We start from the raw sequence: 22,507 nt of genomic DNA, 5'->3' as shown, positions 1-22,507 counted from the left end.
ATCTTATATTATATCAGAATTAATTGTTTTTAACAGTCTATTTCACTGCATTGTAAAATGATGATAATACATCATTTAACTCATCAATATGCACTTCTTGACTTTCTGAATTATCGCGACGTTTTACCTCAACGATTCCTTCAGCTGCTTTTTTACCAACCATAACACGTACTGGCAAGCCAATTAAATCTGCATCGTTAAATTTAACCCCAGCACTTTCTTTACGATCATCATATAACACGTCATATTGATTTTTCAATTGACTATAAAGTTGTTCTGCAAGTTCTTTTTGATCATCTTTTTTAGGATTAATTGCAATTAAATGCACTTCATAAGGTGAGATAGCTTTTGGCCAAATAATCCCTTTGTCATCATGATGTTGCTCTATAACAGCTGCTAGTGTTCTTGAAATACCAACACCATAGCAACCCATAATTAAAGGTTTCGCTTTTCCTTGTTCATCTAAGAATGTAGCATTCATACTTTCAGAATATTTCGTTCCAAGTTTAAATACTTGTCCAACTTCAATACCTTCAGCAAATTTAGCTTTCCCTAAATTGTCAGGTAATGCTTCACCTTCTAAAATAAATCTAAAATCACCATATGCTTCAATTTTAAAATCTCTGTCCACATTAGCATTTAAATAATGGAAGCCATTATCATTTGCTCCAACTGCTAAATTATTGATATCTTGAACAAAATTATCAGCATATATCTTAATTTGATCTACATTTACAGGTCCTAAACTACCAGGCTTTGCATTTAAAATATTTTCAATCTCATTATCATTAGCCATCTCGATATTTTCAGTTTTGAAATAAGATTTTAATTTAACATCATTTACTTCATGATGTCCTCTAATTAGTATCATGACATATTCATCTTCAACTTTGATGATCATAGATTTAATAATTTTATCAACTGTTACATTTAAGAAATCAGCTAAAGCTTGAGCTGTTGTAACATTTGGCGTTTCAATCTTTTCTAAATCTTTCAAAGAAGTATGTTCATGATTTGGAGTATATGCCACTTCTGCTTTTTCAATATTTGCAGCAAAATCACTCGTTTCACTATAAACTATTGTATCTTCACCAATTTCTGCTAGCGCCATAAATTCATGTGTATGGTCTCCACCAATAGCGCCTGAGTCTGCTAATACAGGTCTAAAGTTCAAACCAACTCTTGTGAAAATTTTATGATAAGCGTTATACATATCATGATAAGTGTCATCTAATGAAGATTCATCAGCATGGAAAGAATACGCATCTTTCATAATAAATTCACGGCCACGTAATAGTCCGAATCTTGGACGCTGCTCGTCTCTAAATTTAGTTTGTATTTGGAATAATGTTATTGGTAATCGTTTGTATGATTTTAATTCATCTCGTACAAGTGAAGTCACAACTTCTTCATGAGTAGGACCAAGACTAAAATCACGTTTGTTACGATCTTGTAGTCTCATTAATTCAGGACCATAAGCATCCCATCTACCTGATTCTTTCCATAATTCTGCTTGTTGTAATACAGGCATTAATACTTCAACACCATCAATGACTTCCATTTCTTCACGAACGATTTGTTCAATTTTATTAAGTACACGCTTAGCTGTTGGTAAATAACTATAAATACCACGCGCATTTTGTTTAATCATACCTGACTTTAATAAAAGTTTATGACTAATAGATTCCGCTTCTGCAGGAACTTCTCTTAATGTTGGTATAAATATTTTAGACTGTTTCATAAGTTTCCTCCTATAAATTACATGAAGTAACGTTGAATATCATTCCATGTAACCATAATCATTACAAATATTAAAAATACAGCACCAATGGAAAGCATAACCATTTCTGCTTTTTTATTAATTGGTCTTCTAAATATCATTTCATAAATTACAAATAATAGTCTACCACCATCTAAAGCTGGAATTGGTAATAAATTCATAATACCTAAATTCACACTTAACAATGCAGTGAAGCCCATTAATGTTTCAAAACCTTGTTTCACCACTGTATCAACATTACTATATATACCAACTGGACCATTTAACATATCAAACGAGAAACCACCCGTAAAAATGCTTCCAATTAAACCTAGTACAGCTTGGAAGATTACTTGACCAGCTACGATAGTCTTTTCAATTCCAGCTAATAATGGTCCAAATACTGTATGTTCTGTCGGTTGTGCTACACCAATAATGTATCTTGTTTCATATTTACCTTTACTTACTTCTTGTGTATCTTTCTTAGCCGCAACTTTGAAAGTCTTTTCTTTTCCATCTCGATCCACTTTTATTTCGACGGGTTCTGTTTTCTTCTCTTTAAAAATAGTCTGTATATCAGTGAATTCATTTATTTTTTTACCATCAACTGTTTTAATTTCATCGCCTTTTTTAATACCTGCTGTTTGTGCTGGAGCACCATCTTGTAAATCTCCAAATACTGGATCATTTGTTGGTACGCCGTTCCAATAAGCTAGTCCTACGAATATTACAAGTGCAAGAATAAAGTTAAACAGAGGACCTGCAAATAAAGTAAGAAATCTTTGATAAGGCTTTTTAGACATTAATTGTCTATCCTTTGGTGCGATTTGAATTAAGTCTCCACCTTGAACAAAATAAGCCTCTCTCGCTAATTTGAAATGGTGTCTTTCATCATCACTGGCAGTAATACCTTCGATGTAGATTTCATCTTCAAAATCACTATCTTTAATTTCTAAATGCTCAATTTGTTGAAATTTATGTTGATCATCCATAATTACATGTGTTATTTCATTATGGTCATTCAATTTAATTGCAATATGCATACCAGGTGTTAAAGGGTTTTGTTCTAAACCATCGCCTGCCATTCTGACATATCCACCAACTGGCAGTAATCTAATTGTATAAAGTGTTTCATTTTTCTTATATGAGTAAATTTTCGGCCCCATACCTATAGCAAATTCCGGACACATAATACCAGCTCTTTTTGCAAAAAACATGTGTCCATACTCATGTACAGTAACTAAAAGACCAAAGACAAAGATAAATGCTAAAATTGTATAAATCACGCTTACACCCCGTAATCCTTAGATTTATAAGCTGCATCAATTTTTAGAATTGTTTCTAAATCTGGATGCTCTATAACTTCATGTTCTTTCATTGCTTCCTCAATCATATCTTCAATTTTTAAAAATGATATTTCATTATTCAAAAATTTGTGAACCGCCACTTCATTTACAGCATTTAATACAACAGGCATCGTGCCCCCTATTTTAATAGCTTCATAAGCAAAGTGTATACATTTAAATCGATTAAAATCCATTTCCTTAAAGTTCAATTGTCCTATTTGAGCTAAATTGAGTCTTTCAGCATCTCTAAATGCTCGTTTTGGGTATGTAAATGCATACTGTATTGGTGTTCTCATATCTGGAGTACCTAACTGTGCAATTACACTTGTATCGTTAAATTCAACCATAGAATGAATAATACTCTCTTTATGTAAAACCGTTTCAATTTGATCAATATTCAAATCAAATAACCATTTAGCTTCAATCACTTCTAATCCTTTATTCATCATAGTTGCAGAATCAATCGTAATTTTTTGACCCATTGACCAATTAGGGTGATTTAAAGCATCTTCAAGTGTTACATTTTTCAAATCTGCTCGTTTTAAGTCTCTAAATGAACCTCCACTAGCAGTGATAATTAACTTGTTTATATCTTTTTGGTGTTCACCATTTAAACATTGAAAAATTGCTGAGTGCTCAGAATCTACGGGCAATATCTTTACATTTTTTTCTTTAGCTTTTGCCATCACAAGCTCACCAGCGACTACTAATGTTTCTTTATTAGCTAAAGCAATATCTTTACCTGCATCAATTGCAGCCATAGTAGGTCGTAATCCAATACTTCCTAATATAGAATTCAATAGCAAATCAGAGTTAGAATATGTCGCAGCAGCTAATAATCCCTCTTCGCCATGTACGAGATCTACATCTAGATGTTTAAGTTTATCCATGTCTTCTTCATGTTGTACAGATACAAGCTCTGGATGAAATTCTTCTATTATATTTTGAGCATATGCAATATTTTTCCCTACTGATAATGCCACTAAATTAAACTGTGAGTTGTGTTCTCTTATAACATCTAATGCTTGTTGTCCCACTGACCCACTTGCTCCTAAAATAGCAATATTCTTCATAGATTTCACCCCAATTTACAATTGAAATAAGAAAAGATTTAACAATGGTAACACAAAGATAAAACTATCAAACCTGTCTAGTATACCACCGTGTCCTGGCATTATATTCCCTGAATCTTTAACACCAAAATGTCTTTTTAATCCTGATTCTACAAGGTCACCTAATTGACCAAACATACTTAATAGCATTGTTAAAGGAATTAATAACCATAATGATACATCCATATTAAATGATTGTCCAAAAATAACCGCCACTATTAAACTCGAGAAAATACCACCAATAAAACCTTCTATCGTCTTATTAGGACTAATTAATGGCCATAATTTATGCTTACCAAATAATCTACCAAATATATATGCACCAGTATCAGTCAACCACACTAATAGTAACGCAAATAAGATAAATTGTAAGCCATGTTCTCTCGTTTCATAAAAATACATAAAACCTATACCAATATATGTAACTGACATAACGCAAAAAGATGCATCCATGAAGTTAAATCTATTTTTAGACATGACTGTATAACTCAACATTAAGAAACTCATAATGATTAATAATTGTAACTGTATACGTATATCGTTATTAATCAGTTCTTGAGGTAATAAAATAATGCATAGTGAAATAACAGACAAAAAACCTGGTATAGAAACAATCGATAAATTATTCATATTTAAAATTTCTTTTAATGCAATTATCGCAAGTAGATACGCTAATGCGATGACCGGTAATCCCCCATATATTACGATTGGAAGAAATACAGCCATTGCAACGATTGCAGATATTGTTCTCGTCTTCATTTTTATCTCCTTTACAGCCCACCAAATCTACGTTGTCTCGACTGATAAATTTTCAAACAGTCTATTAAAGATTGTTCATCAAAATCTGGCCACAATGTTTTAGTAAAGATAAATTCACTATATGATGATTGCCAAATTAAGAAATTACTCAATCTTTCTTCTCCTGAAGTACGTATAAGCAATTCAGGATCTGGTATTTCAGAAGTAAATAAATGTTTTTTCAAATTATCTTCACATACTTCATCAATAGATAAATGACCCTGTTCGACTTCATGATAAAGTTCTTTAACTGCATTTAGAATTTCAGCTCTACCACCATAATTCAATGCAAATACAAGATTTAATCCTGTATTATCTTTAGTTTTTTCGATAGCTTCTTCAATAGCATTTTTAGTATGCTTCGGCAAAGCCTCTGTAAAACCAATTGTCGTAACTTTAACATTTTTCTCGATGAGTTCAGGCAAGAACGTTTTAAGGAAATCAACAGGTAGTTTCATTAAATATTTCACTTCATCTTTTGGTCTTGACCAATTTTCCGTAGAAAAAGCGTATAGAGTCAAATATTTCACACCTAAATCATTTGCTTTACGTGTGATTTTTTTTACTGTTTGCATACCCTCATAGTGCCCTTTAACTCGAGGCATTTTTCTATTCTTAGCCCATCTACCGTTACCATCCATAATTATTGCTATATGTTCAGGGACTGTTAATTCAATGTCTTGATTATTTATTTGTTGTTTTTGCTTTATAAACTTTTTTATCATAGCGTCCTCCATCAAACAAACGCGAATTTATATGTATAATTAATTAAACATATCGTAATACATTTTATCACAAAAAGAACGGTTCTGTGTACATAAAGAAAAAAACCGTACCAAAGTCTGATTTGGTACAGTTCTTATCTTTAAACTTCCAAAATGTCATTTTCTTTTTGTGCAGTTAAATCATCTATCTGTTTGATGAAATCGTTCGTAATATCTTGAACTTCATCTGTTTGACTTCTTAAGTCATCTTCAGTAATATCGCCATTCTTTTCTTGTTTCTTCAAATCTTCATTTGAGTCACGACGAACGTTACGAATTGCTACTTTAGCACTTTCTGCTTCTTTTTTAGCTTCTTTCACTAATTCTTTTCTACGTTCTTCTGTTAATGCTGGTACTGAAATTCTAATGATAGTACCATCACTTGTTGGATTAACACCAAGATTTGCTGCATTAATCGCTTTAAGAACATCTTCAACTGAAGATTTATCGTAAGGTTGCACGACAAGTAAACGCGCTTCTGGTACAGAAATACCAGCTAATTGTTGAATTGGTGTTGGTACACCATAATACTCAACATTAACTCTTTCTAAAAGATTCGCATTTGCATGACCAGTTCTTATTGAAGCTAAATCTCTACTAAAACTTTCAATTGTTTTTGTCATTTTTGACTTTATTTCTTGAATAACATCTGCCATGGAATTACACCTCATGTTTATTTTGTAATAATCGTACCGATTTCTTCACCTTGAACAGCACGTTTAATATTTCCTTCTTCCATAATTGAGAATACAACAAGTGGGATATCATTGTCCATACAGAACGATGAAGCTGTTGAATCCATTACTTGTAATCCTTCTTGTAACATTTGAATATATGTTAATCTTTCATATTTTTCTGCATTAGGATCTACTTTCGGGTCAGCAGAATAAACGCCATCTACGTTATTTTTACCCATTAAGATAACATCAGCTTCTACTTCAGCTGCTCTTAAAGCTGCAGTTGTATCTGTAGAGAAATATGGATTACCAATTCCTGCTGCAAATATAACCACTCTATTTTTCTCTAAGTGACGAATTGCGCGTCTTCTAATATATGGTTCTGCAACTTGTTTCATTTCAATTGAAGTTAATACACGAGTATCACATTCTAATTGTTCTAAACTATCTTGTAATGCTAAAGCATTCATTACTGTGGCTAACATGCCCATATAATCTGCAGTACCACGATCCATACCTAAATCGCTTCCTGTTTTACCTCTCCAAATGTTTCCGCCACCAACGATAACTGCAACTTCACAGTCCATTTGAGCAACTTCCGACACTTGTTGTGCTATACTTTTTATCACTACTGGGTTGATACCAAAGCCTGAATCACCGGCTAAAGCTTCTCCACTTAGTTTTAGAACGACGCGATTATATTTAGAATTCTTAGTCATCTTGATCCCTCTCTATGCTTATAATTAGGTCTTTATATATAACGAAAGAAGACACAAGACGTGTCTTCTTTCTAAAAAGCAAACTTAGTTGCCTTTCATTTGTCCTTTTACTTCATCAGCAAAGTTATCAGAACGTTTCTCGATACCTTCCCCAACTTCGTAACGAACGAAATCTACAAGCACGCCACCTTCTGTTTTTAAGAATTCAGCAACAGTTTGGTCTGGATTTTTAACGAATGCTTGGTCTACAGCACAGATTTCTTCTAAATATTTACGCATTCTACCTTCAACCATTTTTTCAACGATATTTTCAGGTTTACCTTCATTTAAAGCTTGTTGTTTAAGAATTTCTTTTTCGTGAGCTAATTCTTCTTCTGAAACTTGGTCACGAGAAACAAATTTAGGATTTAATGCAGCAATGTGCATAGCAACGTCTTTAGCTGCATCAGCATTAGTTGAACCTTCAACAACAGTTAACACACCGATACGTCCAGCCATGTGTAAGTACTCACCGAATGAATCGTTGTCAGTTTTAGTTTTTAAAGTGAATCTACGTAATGTTAATTTTTCACCAATTGTAGAAATTGCTTCGTTCATTCTTTCGTCAACAGTTTGTCCATTTGCTAATTTAGAAGCATTTAATTCTTCAACATCAGCTGGTTTAACTTCAAGAATATGATCTGCCATTTCTTTAACTAAGTTTTGGAAACCTTCGTTACGAGCAACGAAATCTGTTTCTGCGTTTAATTCAAGAATTACAGCATCGTTACCTTTAGAAGCAACATAAGTTGTACCTTCAGCAGCAATACGGTCTGCTTTTTTAGCAGCTTTAGCAATACCTTTTTCACGTAAGTAATCTACCGCTTTGTCGATGTCACCATCAGTTTCTGTTAAAGCTTTTTTACAGTCCATCATACCTGCGCCAGTTTTTTCACGTAGTTCTTTGACAAGTTTAGCTGAAATAGCCATAATCTAATTCCTCCATTTATATAAGTAATAAGTTGTTTATAGTAAATCTTTCTAAAAAAAGGTGATAAGTTATAGAACCTTATCACCTTTTTGAAATTATGCTTCAGTAGTTTCAGTTGATTCTTCTTTAGGTGCTTGTTCTGTTTCTTTTAAGTCGATGTTTTGCTCTTCAGCTACATCTTCATTTGAAACGCCTTGTTGACCTTCTAAAATAGCATCAGCCATTTTACCAGTTAACAATTTAACAGCACGAATAGCATCATCGTTTGCAGGGATAACATAATCGATTTCATCTGGATCACAGTTTGTATCAACAATACCAACGATTGGAATGTGTAATTTACGTGCTTCAGCAATCGCGTTACGCTCTTTACGAGGGTCAACTACGAATAATGCTTGAGGCATTGATTTCATATCACGAATACCGCCTAAGAATTTGATTAAACGGTTGTATTCTTTTTTAAGTTCTACAACTTCTTTTTTAGGTAGTACATCAAATGTACCGTCTTCTTCCATTTTTTCGATTTCAGAAATACGTTTTACACGTTTAGAAATTGTTTTGTAGTTAGTTAAGATACCACCTAACCATCTTTGGTTAATGTAGTAATGTCCAGCACGTTCAGCTTCTTCTTTAACTGACTCTTGTGCTTGTTTTTTAGTACCTACGAATAATACTTTACCGCCTTCTTCTGAAACAGATTTAATAAAGTTGTATGCTTCGTCAACTTTTTTAACTGTTTTTTGTAAGTCGATAATATAGATACCGTTTCTTTCTGTGAAAATATATTTTTTCATTTTTGGGTTCCAACGGCGTGTTTGGTGACCGAAGTGAACACCTGCTTCAAGCAATTGTTTCATTGAGATAACTGCCATGATAATTCCTCCTAATTGGTTTTATTCCGCCATATACACTTTTTATAGAAACAACATGATATGTTGCACCACTCTATAATTTACGTGAATATGTGTGAATTTGGCTTTTATAGCCGTTGTTAAATATATCACATCTTATACTGTTCATCAAGTATTTTATTTATTTAAACCTAATTCATCTAAGAAACGTTCTTTTTTGATTCGAATGAATGTACCTTTCATCCCTAAAGAACGTGATTCGATAACGCCAGCACTTTCTAATTTCCTTAATGCATTTACTATTACAGATCTTGTAATACCAACTCTATCAGCAACTTTTGAAGCTACTAATAAACCTTCAGGTGCTCCAAGTTCTTCGAAGATATGTTCAATTGCTTCTCTTTCTGAATAAGAAAGTGAATTAATTGCCATAGTAATAGCTGCTTTATCTCTTGCTTCTTGTTCAATTTCGTTATGTTTTTCTCTTAAAATTTCCATTCCGATTACAGTTGCTGCATATTCACCAAGAACAAGGTCATTGTCATTAAAGTCTTGAGAAACACGACCAACTACTAATGTTCCTAAACGTTCACCGCCACCTAAAATAGGGAAGATTGTTGTTTGGCTATCTACGAATAATTCTTTGTTTTCTGGTGGAAATACAGTTAGAACGTTCTCAATATCAATGTTAGACATTGTTTGTTCAACATGCATTAATTGATCAGTATATTCTTTAGGTATGTGTCTGTCTTCTAACATTTTAATAATACGCTCGTTACTTAATAATTCATTTAAGCTTGAACCTAGAATTTTACCTCTTCTTGACACAATAAATACATTTGTAACTGTTACATCACTAATAGTTTTTGCCATATCTTTAAAATCTACAGCAATACCTTTATGCTTTTGTAGTAATGTATTTAATTCTCTTGTTTTTGTTAATAAACTCATTTAATTTTTTCTCCTTTTTTATAGAATAAATGCACTTAAATCTTTATTTGTTGCAATCGATTCTAATTTTTGATTAACGTATTCTGGTGTAATATCTACTACTGCATTTGGCATATTTGAAGCTTCGAAAGAAAGATCTTCTAACATTTTTTCAAGTATTGTATGCAGTCTTCTTGCGCCAATATTATCTGTTTCTTGGTTCACTTGAAAAGCAATTTCAGCTAATCTATTGATAGCTTCATCAGTAAAGTTGATTGTTACTAATTCAGTTTGTAACATCGCTTTGTACTGTTCAAGTAATGATTGTTTTGGTTCTTTTAAAATTTTAACAAAATCTTCAGTAGTCAAACTGTCTAATTCAACACGAATTGGAAATCTACCTTGTAGTTCAGGTATTAAATCACTAGGTTTAGACATATGGAATGCCCCAGCCCCAATAAATAAAATATGTTCTGTATTGATAGAACCATATTTTGTTTGTACTACGCTACCTTCTACTATAGGAAGAATATCCCTTTGAACGCCTTGTCTTGAAACATCTTGCCCACCATTATTATTACTAACTGCAATTTTGTCTATTTCATCAATAAACACCATGCCCATTTGTTCAGTTAACTGGATGGCTTCTTCATTTACTGATTCTTGATCAATTAATTCGTTAGCAATTTCATCAGTTAAAATTTTTCTTGCAGTTTTAACTGGTAATTTACGTTCTATTTTTTTCTTAGGCATCATTTGACTTAACATATCTTGCATTTGTGGATTATTTTCCATGCCCATCATGCCTAAAGATTGTTGCTCTTGTTCTACTTTGATTTTAACAATTTCTTCTTCTAATTCACCGTTAGATAATTGATTTTTTATATCTTCACGTTTCGTTTTAATTTCTTCAGTTGGTGCTTCTTCAACTTCTTCTTGTTGGTTAAAGTTTGGAAATTGACCGCCAAATAAAGATTCAAGTGGGTTGTTACCATTACTTTGTGCTTTTTTCTTCATACTTGGTACAAGTAATTTAATTAATTTTTCATTCGCTTTCTTAGTAGCGTCATCATGTACTTCTTTTTTCTTTTCCTCTTTGACAATACGACGACCTACTTCAACTAAATCTCGAATCATACTTTCAACATCACGTCCTACGTAACCTACTTCAGTAAATTTCGTAGCTTCGACTTTTACAAATGGTGCTCCAACTAACTTAGCCATCCTTCTAGCTATTTCAGTCTTACCTACACCAGTAGGGCCAATCATAAGAATATTTTTAGGTATAATTTCACTTCTTAGTTGATCGTCTAACAAACTACGTCTATAACGGTTTCTTAGTGCAATAGCAACTTTACGTTTAGCATCTTGTTGACCAATGATATGATCATTTAATCGATCAACAATGTCGTGCGGTGTCATTTTCAATTGATTTTGTGACAACCTTAAACCCTCCATTTATATTTCTTCTACTTTTATTTCATGATTTGTAAATACACAAATATCTGCAGCAGTATTCAATGAAGCTTCCGCTATCTCTTTAGCTGATAAATGTGGTGCATATGACTTAAGCGCTCTTCCAGCACTTAATGCATAGTTACCGCCAGAACCAATAGCGATTATACCATCATCTGGTTCGATAACTTCGCCTGTACCACTTACAACTAATAAATCTGTCTCATTCATAACGATTAACATCGCTTCAAGTTGGCGTAGCATTTTATCTCCTCGCCATTCTTGAGCAAGCTCTACAGCAGCTCTCGTCAAATTCCCACTGTATTCTTGTAATTTGACTTCGAACTTTTCAAATAATGTAAAAGCATCTGCAACACTACCAGCAAAGCCAGCGACTACTTTATCATGATACAGTCTTCTAACTTTTCTTGCAGTTTGTTTCATGATGACTTGTTCACCTAATGTAACTTGGCCGTCACCTGCCATTGCAGAATGTCCATTATGTCTAATAGCAAAAATTGTTGTTGCATGTAATGATGAACTCATTATAAATTCTCCTTTACGCACGTGGATGTGCAGATAGATATACTTTTCTTAACTGATCTTTCGTTACGTGTGTATATTGACTAGTTGTCGATAAACTTTCATGTCCTAATAAACTTTGAACACTTCTCATATCAGCACCTTGATTTAATAAATGTGTAGCAAATGTATGTCTCAATTTATGAGGATGAATATGATATACCCCTTGAGTTCGCTTCACTATTTCATTTAGTGCATAGCGCACACCTCGTTCAGTAATCGCTTGACCTCTCATATTTACAATTAAATAGTCATGATCAATATTTAATTGATTTCTGAAGCTTTCAAGATAATCCGTAATAGCACTTTGACAATATTCACCAAAAGGAACAATACGTTCTTTATTTCCTTTTCCTAAAACTTTTACAAATGAATAATTTAAGTCTATATCATTTATCTTTATATGCACTAACTCCGACACACGTATGCCTGTTGCATATAGCAACTCTAAAATTACTCTATCTCTAATATTTGTTTTCTTACCATCATCTAACGTTTTAAATAACTTTTCCATTTCTTCTTCATAGAAAAAACTTGGTAAATGATGTTCTTTTTTAGGATGTACGAGCTGAACAAATGGATTTTGTATTTCACCATCTACGCTCATCCAATATTGGTATAAAGATCTTAGTGTCGAAATTTTTCGTGATACACTTGTTCGCTTATGTCCCTTATCATATAAAAAAGCAAGGTATCTCCTTGCATCTTTATACTCAAAAGAATCTAAAGATAAATGTTCGGATTGTAAAAATGCGTTAAACTCGTTTAAATCTAGCTGATATGCATTTAAAGTATGATTAGAAAATTGCTTTTCATACGTTAGCATATCAATAAACTGCTGTTCAATTGTATGCATCATTACTTATTCCTCCCAATTTATCTGAATTGTATCACAATTATAATAAATCTTAAAATATTTACTATAGCATTACTTTAAATGAGTTTAAGTGCTTAAGAGCGCGATTAGCTAATGTCTCGTAACGTACTTTTTTATCTTTAATTCGTTTTTCTAATGAAGGTAATAATCCAAAGTTCGCATTCATAGGCTGGAAATTTTTCTTATTAGCGTGTGTTATATAATACGCCATACTTCCAATAATAGTTTCTCTTGGGAATTTAATAGGCTCTAAATCAGAAACTAATTTACTCGCATTAATACCCGCAATTAATCCACTTGCTGCACTTTCTACATACCCTTCAACACCTGTCATCTGTCCTGCAAAGAATAAATCATTTCTAGAGTTTAATTGATATGTTTCTTTTAAAGCGTTTGGTGAATTAATGAATGTATTTCTGTGCATAACACCATAACGCACGATATCTACATTTTCTAATCCTGGAATTAATGAAATAACTTCTTTTTGAGCACCCCATTTTAAATGAGTTTGGAAACCTACAATATTATATAAAGTACCTGCAGCGTCATCTTGTCTCAATTGAACAACTGCATATGGTCTTTTACCAGTTTTCGGATCTTCTAAACCTACAGGCTTCATTGGACCAAATAATAAAGTTTTCTTTCCTCTTTCAGCCATCACTTCAAAAGGCATACATCCTTCAAAATAAATTTCTTTTTCAAATTCTTTTAAAGGAACAACATCTGCTTTAATTAAAGCATTATAAAATGTATCAAATTCTTCTTCTGTCATAGGACAATTTAAGTAAGCTGCATCACCTTTATCATAACGTGATTTTAGATACACTTTATCCATATTGATTGATTCTTTATCAATAATTGGTGCAGCGGCATCATAAAAATACAATTGCTCCTCACCAGTTATATCCATAATTTGCTTCGTTAAGCTTTCTGTTGTTAAAGGACCAGTCGCAATTATTGTTGGACCTGCTGGTATCTCAGTAATTTCTTCGTTTTTCACAGTTATATTAGAATGATTTTTTAATGTATCTGTAATGTATCCTGCAAAATCATGTCTATCTACTGCAAGTGCCCCTCCCGCAGGAACACGAGCATTATCTGCAGCTTTGATAATAAGTGAATCAAGCTGTCTCATTTCTTCTTTTAAAACACCTACTGCATTTGTTAACTGATTACCACGTAGAGAATTCGAACATACTAGTTCAGCGAATTGATCTGTATGATGTGCTGGTGTTTGCTTAACCGGTCTCATCTCATATAAATTAACATGTATTCCCCTCTTGGCTATTTGATAAGCCGCTTCGGAACCAGCCAACCCAGCTCCTATAACGTTAATTGAAGTCATTTTATATGCCTCCTTGATTTTCCAATTTTTGCTCCACATTGAATTGTATAACAAATCTGAATTTAATCAAATGATAAAGTAATAATAATTTTTAAAATTTAGTGACGTTTTACCTTTAAATCATTAAAACAAAAAACAAGTGCAAAAAGTTATCCTTAAAAATAACTTTTTGCACTTTGTATTTCTATTTTTGTTCTTGTTCTTTATAATCACAATTTGGACATACCACTTGAGCTGATTTTCCTTTTTTACGCTCAACTAATACAGTTTCACATTTAGGACATGAACGATCTAATGGTTTATCCCATGATGTGTAATCACATTCAGGATATCTAGAACAACCGAAGAATATTCTATTCTTTTTAGATTTACGTTCTACAACTTCGCCCTCTTTACATTTAGGGCACTTCACGCCGATTGTTTTAATGATTGCTTTTGTATTTCTACAATCTGGGAAGTTGGAACATGCCATAAACTTACCATATCGGCCCATTTTATAAACCATTGGAGAACCACATAATTCACAATCTTCACCAGCTGGTTCATCTTTAATTTCGATTTTTTCCATTTCTTCTTCTGCTCTAGCTACATCTATTTTGAAATTCTCATAAAACATATCTATTACTTTCTTCCACTCAATTTCACCATCAGCTACTTTATCTAGAAGTGTTTCCATATTAACAGTAAAGTCTACATCTATGATTTCAGGGAAGTACTCTTTAACAGATTCATGAACGATTTCTCCTAGTTCAGTTGGAACAAATCTTTTTTGATCGACTTTTACATAATTTCTCTTTTGTATTGTGTCGATTGTTGGTGCATAAGTCGACGGTCTACCAATTTTAAGTTCTTCTAAAGTCTTAACTAAACGTGCCTCAGTGTATCGAGGTGGTGGTTGAGTAAAGTGCTGTTTCGGATCAATTTTCTCAGCAGTTACAAGGTCACCTTTTTCTAACGGTGGTAACTTGCCTTCTTTTTCTTCATCCGTATCATCTTTAGTTTCAACATAAACTTTCATGAAACCTTTAAATTTGATAGTTTGTCCATTTGCTCTGAATTTCAAATCACCTTGCGTGATATCAGCTGCAACAGTATCTGCGATTGCTGGAGCCATTTGACTAGCCATGAAACGTTCCCAAATCAATTTATACAAACGATATTGATCTCTAGATAAGAATGCTTTCATTTGATCAGGTGTACGGTCAACACCAGTTGGTCTCACAGCTTCGTGGGCATCTTGCGCGCCTTGTTTACCTTTTGTTTCTTTTGATTTTGATAAATATTCTTTACCATATTGATTCTCAATAAATGTCGCAGCTTCTGCTTTTGCACTGTCAGCAATACGTGTAGAGTCTGTTCTCATATAAGTAATTAAACCAACTGTACCTTGGCGTTTCAAATCGATACCTTCGTATAATTGTTGTGCAAGCATCATTGTTTTTCTCGCTTTAAAATTCAATTTACGAGAAGCTTCTTGTTGTAAAGAAGAAGTTGTAAATGATTTAGCTGGATATCTCAGTTTTTCTTTTTTAGTTACTTGAGTGACTTCGAATTTATCTCCATCTAATTGAGTTGTTATTTTTTTAACATCATTTTCAGTTTTTAATTTAACTGGTTTACTTTTTTCATGTAAAAACTTCGCACTAAATGATTTTGTTTTATGTTTAAATAAACCTTCAATTGTCCAATACTCTTCAGGCTTGAAATTATTAATTTCATTTTCACGATCTATAACTAGTCTTAATGCTACAGATTGTACACGACCAGCTGATAAACCTTTTTTAACTTTTTTCCATAAAACAGGAGAAATATTATAACCAACTAATCTATCTAAAATTCTACGTGCTTGTTGAGCATCTACTAATTCATGCTCGATTTCTCTAGGATGCTTAAAACTATCTTTTACTGCATCTTTTGTAATTTCATTAAATACTACTCTTGATTTTTCATTTTTATCTATATCTAATATATGTGCTAAATGCCACGCAATCGCTTCGCCTTCACGGTCCGGGTCACTTGCAAGATAAACGTTTTTTGCTTTTTTAGCATAACGTTTTAAATCTTTGACGACTGGTCCTTTACCGCGAATTGTTATATATCTAGGTTCATAATTATTTTCAACATCAACGCCCATTTGACTACGAGGTAAATCTCTTACATGCCCCATAGATGCAACGACTTTATATTTTTTTCCTAAATATTTTTCAATGGTTTTTGCTTTTGCAGGCGATTCAACAATGACAAGATTTTCTGCCAAAGTAAGTCCCCCTTGCTTTTCTATTGATTACAAGTGTAAATGATAAACTGATAAATTCAGCTTTGTCAATTAAAACATTTTATAAAATTAGTTTTTGTTCACTAAATGTACAATAATCTTCTATAATATCTTGAGCATTTTGTACAAGCTTTGCACCTTCTTTAATTCTGTTATTACCACCCTTACTTAACGTCTGAAAAATCGTCCCTGGGCAACAATAAACATTTCGATTTTGTTCCAAAGCTAAATCGATTGTAATTAAAGATCCACTACGTTCATCAGCTTCTGTAACAAGTACACCTTGAGACAATCCACTTATAAGACGATTCCTTTCTGGAAAACGCCACTTTTGAACTTTTGTAGTCGGGTAATACTCAGATATAACAAGATGATATTTTCTCATTAATTCATTTATATATTTTGTAGCGTTTGGATAATGATAATCTAAACCAAAAGCAGCAACACCTATTGTTTGACCACCATGTTCAATTGTTTTTAAGTGCGCAAAATAATCTGCACCCATAGCCATACCAGAGACAATTGCTATTTTTGTATTTATTAGCTTTGGAATAATAGCATTACATATTTGTTCAGAATAAGTTGTAGCCTTCCTTGAACCGACTATAGCTAATTTCTTCTCATTATTCAATATTGACATATCACCGATACCAAATAAAACTAAAGGATAATCATAAATTTCTTTCAATAGCCTTGGATAATTTTCATCATCACTAAATAATAATTTAATGTTTCTTATATGCATTGCTTTGAGAATTTTATCAATATCGCTACTCACATATTTAGTATACATTTCTAACATATTGTTATAATTTAATCCACTTTTATAAATAAAATTTAAAAACTCACTTCGATAAGCTACAAAACTTAAGGTTGAATCATATCGAAGCATTTTATGAATATGATTTGTCGTGTAACCTGCATAAATTAGTTTCAAAATCGTTTGTTGATAATTATTCATAATAGTTATGCTCCTTATTATGTTAATTTAATAATTGTTAGAAGAAGAAAGTGTTAACGAGCTTGTTTACTATTTCTTCCTCGTTATCAACTCTCCCTCTAACTTCTTTCTATGTTTTTTAAATAATATCTCTTATATCTTTGTCCTTCACATTCTAAAAACTCATTACATATCCTCCTTACTGAATATACATTTTCTGCTTCACACCATTGAATTGCCTCTTATAAGGTAAACCCTTCTTCTCCTTTTATAACTGCTAATTCCATTATGTTGAAATAATAAACCGTCCTTCGTTTGAAAGTATTCTTGCATTGTATGCATATCGTATACTTCTTATTTTTTTCAATTGAAATAGTATAAAGCTTTTTGCAATTTGGACATTTAATACCTTTCTTTATAAGTGAAAAATCAAGTTTAATTCTCTGTTTAAATTTATGTGAAAAAAATTGTTGTTTTTACATGATTTGCTTAAGAATCAACTTGTCCCTAGTAATCTGTTTTGATTGAAATAATTTTGGAAATTTATGAAATTCTGATTTCAAAAGTACTTGTGAGCGTTTTGGAATTGAAGATTTTGCTGTAAATGTTGAATTTGAGAATATTAAATATTCATTTATTGGTAGGTTAATATCTATTTCGAGAAGAATTTGTTGGAGATTTATTTTTCCTTTTTTTAGTTGTATAAACGGTGAGGGTTAACGATTATGATGAGCACTTTGTATATATTGATCAAAAAATTCAAAGTCCTCGTAATAATGTTTTACTTCTAAAATACTAATTTGATTATTATGTACTATTAAAAAGTCAATTTGGAATGGATTCGTAGCTATAAATTCAAGATTATGTTTATAAACGATATCTCCATAAAGTTTTAAATGGTTATCAACAATACGTTCACCTTCATAACCATGTATCTTATTTATTATTTCATAGTTGCTATTATTAGCTTCACACCTTGATTGTAGTGCATTGTAATATAAAAAATCTGAGTTAAAGTTCTTCTTTCACTCCTTGTTTGTAAATATTTTACATATATTATATTATATGAATTTAATTTAGTCCATAAAAAATAAGAGGAGAGAAACAAATTAATTGTCCCTTTCCTCTCAAAATTAAAACACCAAATAAGCACAGTGTTTACTACTCGTAAAAACACTGCACTTATTCATATAAACTAAATTATTTGATTGTTAAACATTTTTCATATAAACCGTCTTCTTTTTTAATACGGTTGATTAATGTTTCAGCAATAACAGATGGTGTATCTGCAGTATCTACGCCACAGTCATTAAGTGTTTTGATTTTTTCAGATGCAGTACCTTTACCGCCTGAAATAATCGCACCAGCATGACCCATACGTTTTCCTGGAGGTGCTGTTTGACCACCGATGAAACCGACAACAGGTTTAGTCATATTAGCTTTGATCCATTCAGCAGCTTCTTCTTCTGCTGTACCGCCAATTTCACCAATCATAACAACAGCATATGTGTCGTCATCTTCATTGAATGCTTTTAATACATCAATAAAGTCTGTACCGTTTACAGGGTCGCCACCAATACCTACTGCTGTCGTTTGACCGATACCAGCTTGAGTTAATTGATGAACTGCTTCATAAGTTAAAGTACCAGAACGTGATACTACGCCTACATGACCTTTTTTGTGAATGTAGCCTGGCATAATACCAATTTTACATTCGTCAGCTGTAATAACACCTGGACAGTTTGGTCCTACTAAACGCGTTTTTTTGCCTTCTAAATATCTCTTAACTTTTATCATATCAATAACTGGAATATGTTCAGTTATACAAATCGCTAAATCTAATTCAGCGTCTGCACATTCAACAATTGCATCTGCTGCAAATGGAGCTGGAACATATATTACTGATACAGTAGCGCCAGTTTCTGCAACTGCTTCTTCTATTGTATTGAATACTGGTACGCCTTCAACTACTTGGCCACCTTTACCAGGTGTTACCCCAGCAACGATTTGAGTACCATAATCTAGCATTTGTTTCGTATGGAAAAGTGCTGTTGCACCAGTAATACCTTGAACTAATACTTTTGTATTTTTATCGATGTATACACTCACGTAACTCTCCGCCTTTCTTATCGTTCTTGAACTAATTTAACAATTTTTTGAGCACCATCAGCCATGATTGATGCAGGTTCGATTGCTAAACCAGATTCTTTTAAGATTTGTTTACCTTGTTCTACATTAGTACCTTCTAGTCTAACAACTAAAGGCATATCTAATGAAACTTCTTTGACAGCTGCTACAATACCTTCTGCAATAACATCACATTTCATAATTCCACCGAAGATATTTACAAAAATACCTTCTACTTGTGAATCACCTAAAATGATTTTGAATGCTTCAGTAACTTTTTCTTTAGTAGCGCCGCCCCCCACGTCAAGGAAGTTAGCCGGATTACCGCCGAAGTGATTAATTGTATCCATCGTAGCCATAGCTAAACCAGCTCCGTTTACCATACAACCAATATTTCCATCTAAAGCAATATATGATAAATCATATTTAGAAGCTTCGATTTCTTTCTCGTCTTCTTCTTCTAAGTCGCGCATTTCAACGATATCTTTATGTCTGAATAAAGCATTATCATCGAAGTTTACTTTTGCATCAAGTGCTAAAACTTCACCTTCACCAGTTGTAACTAATGGGTTAATTTCAACAATTGAACAGTCTTTTTCTACAAACACATTATATAAAGACATCATTAATTTAACAGCTTTATTCACTGATTCTTTAGGGATGTTAATATTAAATGCAATTCTTCTAGCTTGATAAGGCATTAATCCAGTTACAGGATCAATTACTTCTTTGAAGATTTTTTCAGGTGTTGCTGCTGCAACTTCTTCAATTTCAGTTCCGCCTTCTTCTGAAGCCATTAAAGTAATTCTATCTGTTGCTCTATCAATAACAAAACCAATGTAATATTCTTTTTGAATATCGCATCCTTCTTCAACTAAAAGACGTTTAACTTCTTTGCCTTCTGGACCTGTTTGGTGTGTAACAAGTACTTTACCTAATAATTCTTTAGCGTACTCACGAACTTCATCAATTGATTTAGCAATTTTAACTCCGCCAGCTTTACCACGGCCACCAGCATGGATTTGTGCTTTAACTACATAAACATTTGAATCTAATTCTTTTGCTTTTTCTACTGCTTCAGCAGGTGAAAAAGCCACTGAACCATTAGGTACAGCTACGCCCATAGAGCGAAAAATCTCTTTACCTTGATACTCATGGATATTCATTCTCCATCCTCCTATTACATACAATATGTTTGCTTACTTCTCAATTATAGAAAATGTAAGCGTTATTGTAAACAAGGAGAGTCTATTTTTAAGAATTGTTAGACTAATATTTCACTTTTGATTTAATTGGCTCAAAAGATTTCCTATGAATAGGCGTTATTCCGTAATTCTCAATTCCTTCTAAATGAGCTTTAGTACCATAACCTTTATTTTTATCAAAATCATATCCTGGATATTCTGAATTCAACTTTACCATCAATCTATCTCGGTACTCTTTTGCAATTACACTTGCTGCAGAGATAGAAACACTGTTCAGATCACCTTTAATAATTGATGTTTGGGGAATACCATTATCTAGCTTCATAGCATCTATCAATAAATGGTCTGGCTTGTAATCCAATTGGTCAATCGCTCTTTGCATAGCAACTTTAGTAGCTTCATATATGTTTAATTGATCGATTTCTTCAACTGTAGCAATTCCAATACCTACTGATAATGCTTTATTATAAATTTCTTGTTCAAAAAACACTCTTTTACTTTGTGATAATGCTTTAGAATCTGTAATACCTAAATAATGATGGTCTCGTTCTAAAATGACTGCACTTGCTACAACAGGACCAGCTAATGGACCTCGACCTACTTCGTCTATTCCACATATCAGTGCTTCTTCTTTATCAGCTAATATTTGATTCTCATATTGATTCATTTTAATATATTTCAGATTAAGATCTTCTATTTTTTCTAATTGTTTTAATCTTTTTTTAAAAGCGGTTTGAACCCCTTTTCTTTCATCTTCGTAACAAATAGAGCCTTTTATTTCATCAATTGATTCATAAAGATTAATCTCAGATGTAATATCTTTAATGCTCTTTTGTTTCATAAAGTCCATCCTTCATTTCTTCATAAATATCGAAGCAATAGTTGCCTATTTTAGCATTTCTTAAGTCTCTAATAATCAATTCTGTTACTGATTCATAATCTATCTCATTTCCTCGTTTCAACATACCTCTTCTTCTACCAATTTGATCGAATAAATCTACAACTTCATCTTCTTCATTTAATTCTATTTGATAAAATTGTTTTAGCTTTTCAGGATCATTATCAATTAAGAAGTTCAATCCATATATCGCAACTTCGTCTAAATGAACGATGCTATCTTTTATCGCACCAGTTAAACTAAGTTTTTTTCCTATCGTTTGGTCTTCAAACTTCGGCCATAAAATACCTGGTGTATCTAATAGTTCTAATTCTTTTCCAACTTTAATCCATTGTTGTTTTTTTGTTACACCTGGTGTATTTCCAGTTTTAGCAATAGATTTTTTGGCTAATTTATTAATAAGGGTTGATTTTCCAACATTAGGAATCCCTACAATCATGGCTCTAATCGCTCTTGGGCGAAGTCCTTTACTCTTTTCTCTATCAAATTTCTCTTTAGTTGCAGCTTGTGCAGCCTTCATAAGCTCACCTAAATGTTTACCATGTTTAGAATCAATTTGTACTGGATAAAATCCTTGATTCTTGAAATATTGCATCCATTTATCTGTTTCACTTTGTTTAGACATATCTTTTTTATTGAGTATTACAACTCTCGGTTTTTGTTTAACGATATCATCAATCATTGGATTTCTAGAAGATAACGGTATTCGAGCATCTACAAGCTCAAAAACTACATCTACCATCTTTAATTGTTCAGTTACTTCTCTACGTGCTTTAGCCATATGGCCAGGGAACCATTGAATTGTCATTTATATTTATCCTTTCTTATCTTAAACTTATGAAATATGATATATTTACCATATCTATATAGGAGGTTT

Annotated in this window: 21 protein-coding genes; all 21 read right to left on the bottom strand. The window is 32.5% G+C overall.

Annotated elements, in window-relative coordinates:
- Positions 1 to 37 precede the first annotated feature (37 nt).
- Entirely contained in the window at positions 38 to 1,741 is a 1,704-nt protein-coding gene (locus LQ608_RS03290) for a proline--tRNA ligase (protein ID WP_239749567.1), read from the bottom strand.
- 17 nt (positions 1,742 to 1,758) lie between these two features.
- Positions 1,759 to 3,045 (bottom strand): RIP metalloprotease RseP, encoded by a 1,287-nt coding sequence (gene rseP, locus LQ608_RS03285; RefSeq protein WP_239749565.1) that lies wholly within the window; start codon positions 3,043 to 3,045, stop codon positions 1,759 to 1,761.
- 2 nt (positions 3,046 to 3,047) lie between these two features.
- Positions 3,048 to 4,178, bottom strand: coding sequence for a 1-deoxy-D-xylulose-5-phosphate reductoisomerase (gene dxr, locus LQ608_RS03280; RefSeq protein WP_239749564.1), 1,131 nt, complete (start codon positions 4,176 to 4,178; stop codon positions 3,048 to 3,050).
- A 15-nt stretch (positions 4,179 to 4,193) separates the two neighbouring features.
- Complete coding sequence (locus LQ608_RS03275; RefSeq protein WP_078356149.1) at positions 4,194 to 4,976, bottom strand: phosphatidate cytidylyltransferase; 783 nt, start codon at positions 4,974 to 4,976, stop codon at positions 4,194 to 4,196.
- Positions 4,977 to 4,987: 11 nt separating this feature from the next.
- Complete coding sequence (locus LQ608_RS03270) at positions 4,988 to 5,740, bottom strand: isoprenyl transferase (RefSeq protein WP_239749562.1); 753 nt, start codon at positions 5,738 to 5,740, stop codon at positions 4,988 to 4,990.
- A gap of 140 nt (positions 5,741 to 5,880) precedes the next feature.
- Positions 5,881 to 6,435, bottom strand: a complete 555-nt coding sequence (frr, locus tag LQ608_RS03265) for a ribosome recycling factor (RefSeq protein WP_239749561.1) — start codon at positions 6,433 to 6,435, stop codon at positions 5,881 to 5,883.
- A 17-nt stretch (positions 6,436 to 6,452) separates the two neighbouring features.
- On the bottom strand, positions 6,453 to 7,175 hold the full coding sequence (gene pyrH, locus LQ608_RS03260; RefSeq protein WP_078356146.1) for a UMP kinase: 723 nt from the start codon (positions 7,173 to 7,175) through the stop codon (positions 6,453 to 6,455).
- A gap of 84 nt (positions 7,176 to 7,259) precedes the next feature.
- Positions 7,260 to 8,147: a translation elongation factor Ts gene (gene tsf / locus LQ608_RS03255; protein WP_174221880.1), complete on the bottom strand. Its 888-nt coding sequence runs from the start codon at positions 8,145 to 8,147 to the stop codon at positions 7,260 to 7,262.
- 93 nt (positions 8,148 to 8,240) lie between these two features.
- Positions 8,241 to 9,017 (bottom strand): 30S ribosomal protein S2, encoded by a 777-nt coding sequence (gene rpsB / locus LQ608_RS03250; RefSeq protein WP_078356144.1) that lies wholly within the window; start codon positions 9,015 to 9,017, stop codon positions 8,241 to 8,243.
- Between the two features lie 156 nt (positions 9,018 to 9,173).
- A complete protein-coding gene (gene codY / locus LQ608_RS03245; RefSeq protein WP_078356143.1) occupies positions 9,174 to 9,947 on the bottom strand; it encodes a GTP-sensing pleiotropic transcriptional regulator CodY in 774 nt (257 codons plus the stop codon).
- An 18-nt stretch (positions 9,948 to 9,965) separates the two neighbouring features.
- Positions 9,966 to 11,384, bottom strand: coding sequence for an ATP-dependent protease ATPase subunit HslU (gene hslU / locus LQ608_RS03240; RefSeq protein WP_174221867.1), 1,419 nt, complete (start codon positions 11,382 to 11,384; stop codon positions 9,966 to 9,968).
- Positions 11,385 to 11,927: an ATP-dependent protease subunit HslV gene (gene hslV / locus LQ608_RS03235; RefSeq protein WP_037560086.1), complete on the bottom strand. Its 543-nt coding sequence runs from the start codon at positions 11,925 to 11,927 to the stop codon at positions 11,385 to 11,387.
- A 13-nt stretch (positions 11,928 to 11,940) separates the two neighbouring features.
- Positions 11,941 to 12,819, bottom strand: a complete 879-nt coding sequence (xerC, locus tag LQ608_RS03230; protein WP_107509531.1) for a tyrosine recombinase XerC — start codon at positions 12,817 to 12,819, stop codon at positions 11,941 to 11,943.
- Positions 12,820 to 12,883: 64 nt separating this feature from the next.
- Entirely contained in the window at positions 12,884 to 14,185 is a 1,302-nt protein-coding gene (gene trmFO / locus LQ608_RS03225) for an FADH(2)-oxidizing methylenetetrahydrofolate--tRNA-(uracil(54)-C(5))-methyltransferase TrmFO (RefSeq protein WP_239749558.1), read from the bottom strand.
- Positions 14,186 to 14,369: 184 nt separating this feature from the next.
- Positions 14,370 to 16,442 carry a type I DNA topoisomerase gene (gene topA / locus LQ608_RS03220; RefSeq protein WP_239749556.1) on the bottom strand — a complete coding sequence of 691 codons (2,073 nt, stop codon included), beginning with the start codon at positions 16,440 to 16,442 and terminating at the stop codon, positions 14,370 to 14,372.
- A 79-nt stretch (positions 16,443 to 16,521) separates the two neighbouring features.
- Positions 16,522 to 17,421 (bottom strand): DNA-processing protein DprA, encoded by a 900-nt coding sequence (dprA, locus tag LQ608_RS03215; protein ID WP_239749553.1) that lies wholly within the window; start codon positions 17,419 to 17,421, stop codon positions 16,522 to 16,524.
- 695 nt (positions 17,422 to 18,116) lie between these two features.
- The gene (locus LQ608_RS12535) at positions 18,117 to 18,335 is read right to left on the bottom strand and encodes a nuclease-related domain-containing protein (protein WP_481817126.1); all 219 of its coding nucleotides are present in this window, start codon (positions 18,333 to 18,335) and stop codon (positions 18,117 to 18,119) included.
- A 265-nt stretch (positions 18,336 to 18,600) separates the two neighbouring features.
- Positions 18,601 to 19,509, bottom strand: a complete 909-nt coding sequence (sucD, locus tag LQ608_RS03210; protein WP_078356137.1) for a succinate--CoA ligase subunit alpha — start codon at positions 19,507 to 19,509, stop codon at positions 18,601 to 18,603.
- A gap of 17 nt (positions 19,510 to 19,526) precedes the next feature.
- A complete protein-coding gene (gene sucC / locus LQ608_RS03205) occupies positions 19,527 to 20,693 on the bottom strand; it encodes an ADP-forming succinate--CoA ligase subunit beta (protein WP_078356136.1) in 1,167 nt (388 codons plus the stop codon).
- A 103-nt stretch (positions 20,694 to 20,796) separates the two neighbouring features.
- Positions 20,797 to 21,573 carry a ribonuclease HII gene (locus LQ608_RS03200; RefSeq protein WP_239749551.1) on the bottom strand — a complete coding sequence of 259 codons (777 nt, stop codon included), beginning with the start codon at positions 21,571 to 21,573 and terminating at the stop codon, positions 20,797 to 20,799.
- Positions 21,554 to 22,438 carry a ribosome biogenesis GTPase YlqF gene (gene ylqF / locus LQ608_RS03195; RefSeq protein WP_078356134.1) on the bottom strand — a complete coding sequence of 295 codons (885 nt, stop codon included), beginning with the start codon at positions 22,436 to 22,438 and terminating at the stop codon, positions 21,554 to 21,556. The genes LQ608_RS03200 and ylqF overlap by 20 nt, the downstream gene beginning before the upstream one ends.
- Positions 22,439 to 22,507 lie beyond the last annotated feature (69 nt).

This window comes from Mammaliicoccus sp. H-M34 (assembly GCF_022386495.1).
In the GTDB taxonomy this organism is placed as follows: domain Bacteria; phylum Bacillota; class Bacilli; order Staphylococcales; family Staphylococcaceae; genus Mammaliicoccus; species Mammaliicoccus fleurettii.
The sequence above is the reverse complement of the archived record's forward strand: the minus strand, read 5'-3'. Positions and strand labels throughout refer to the sequence as shown.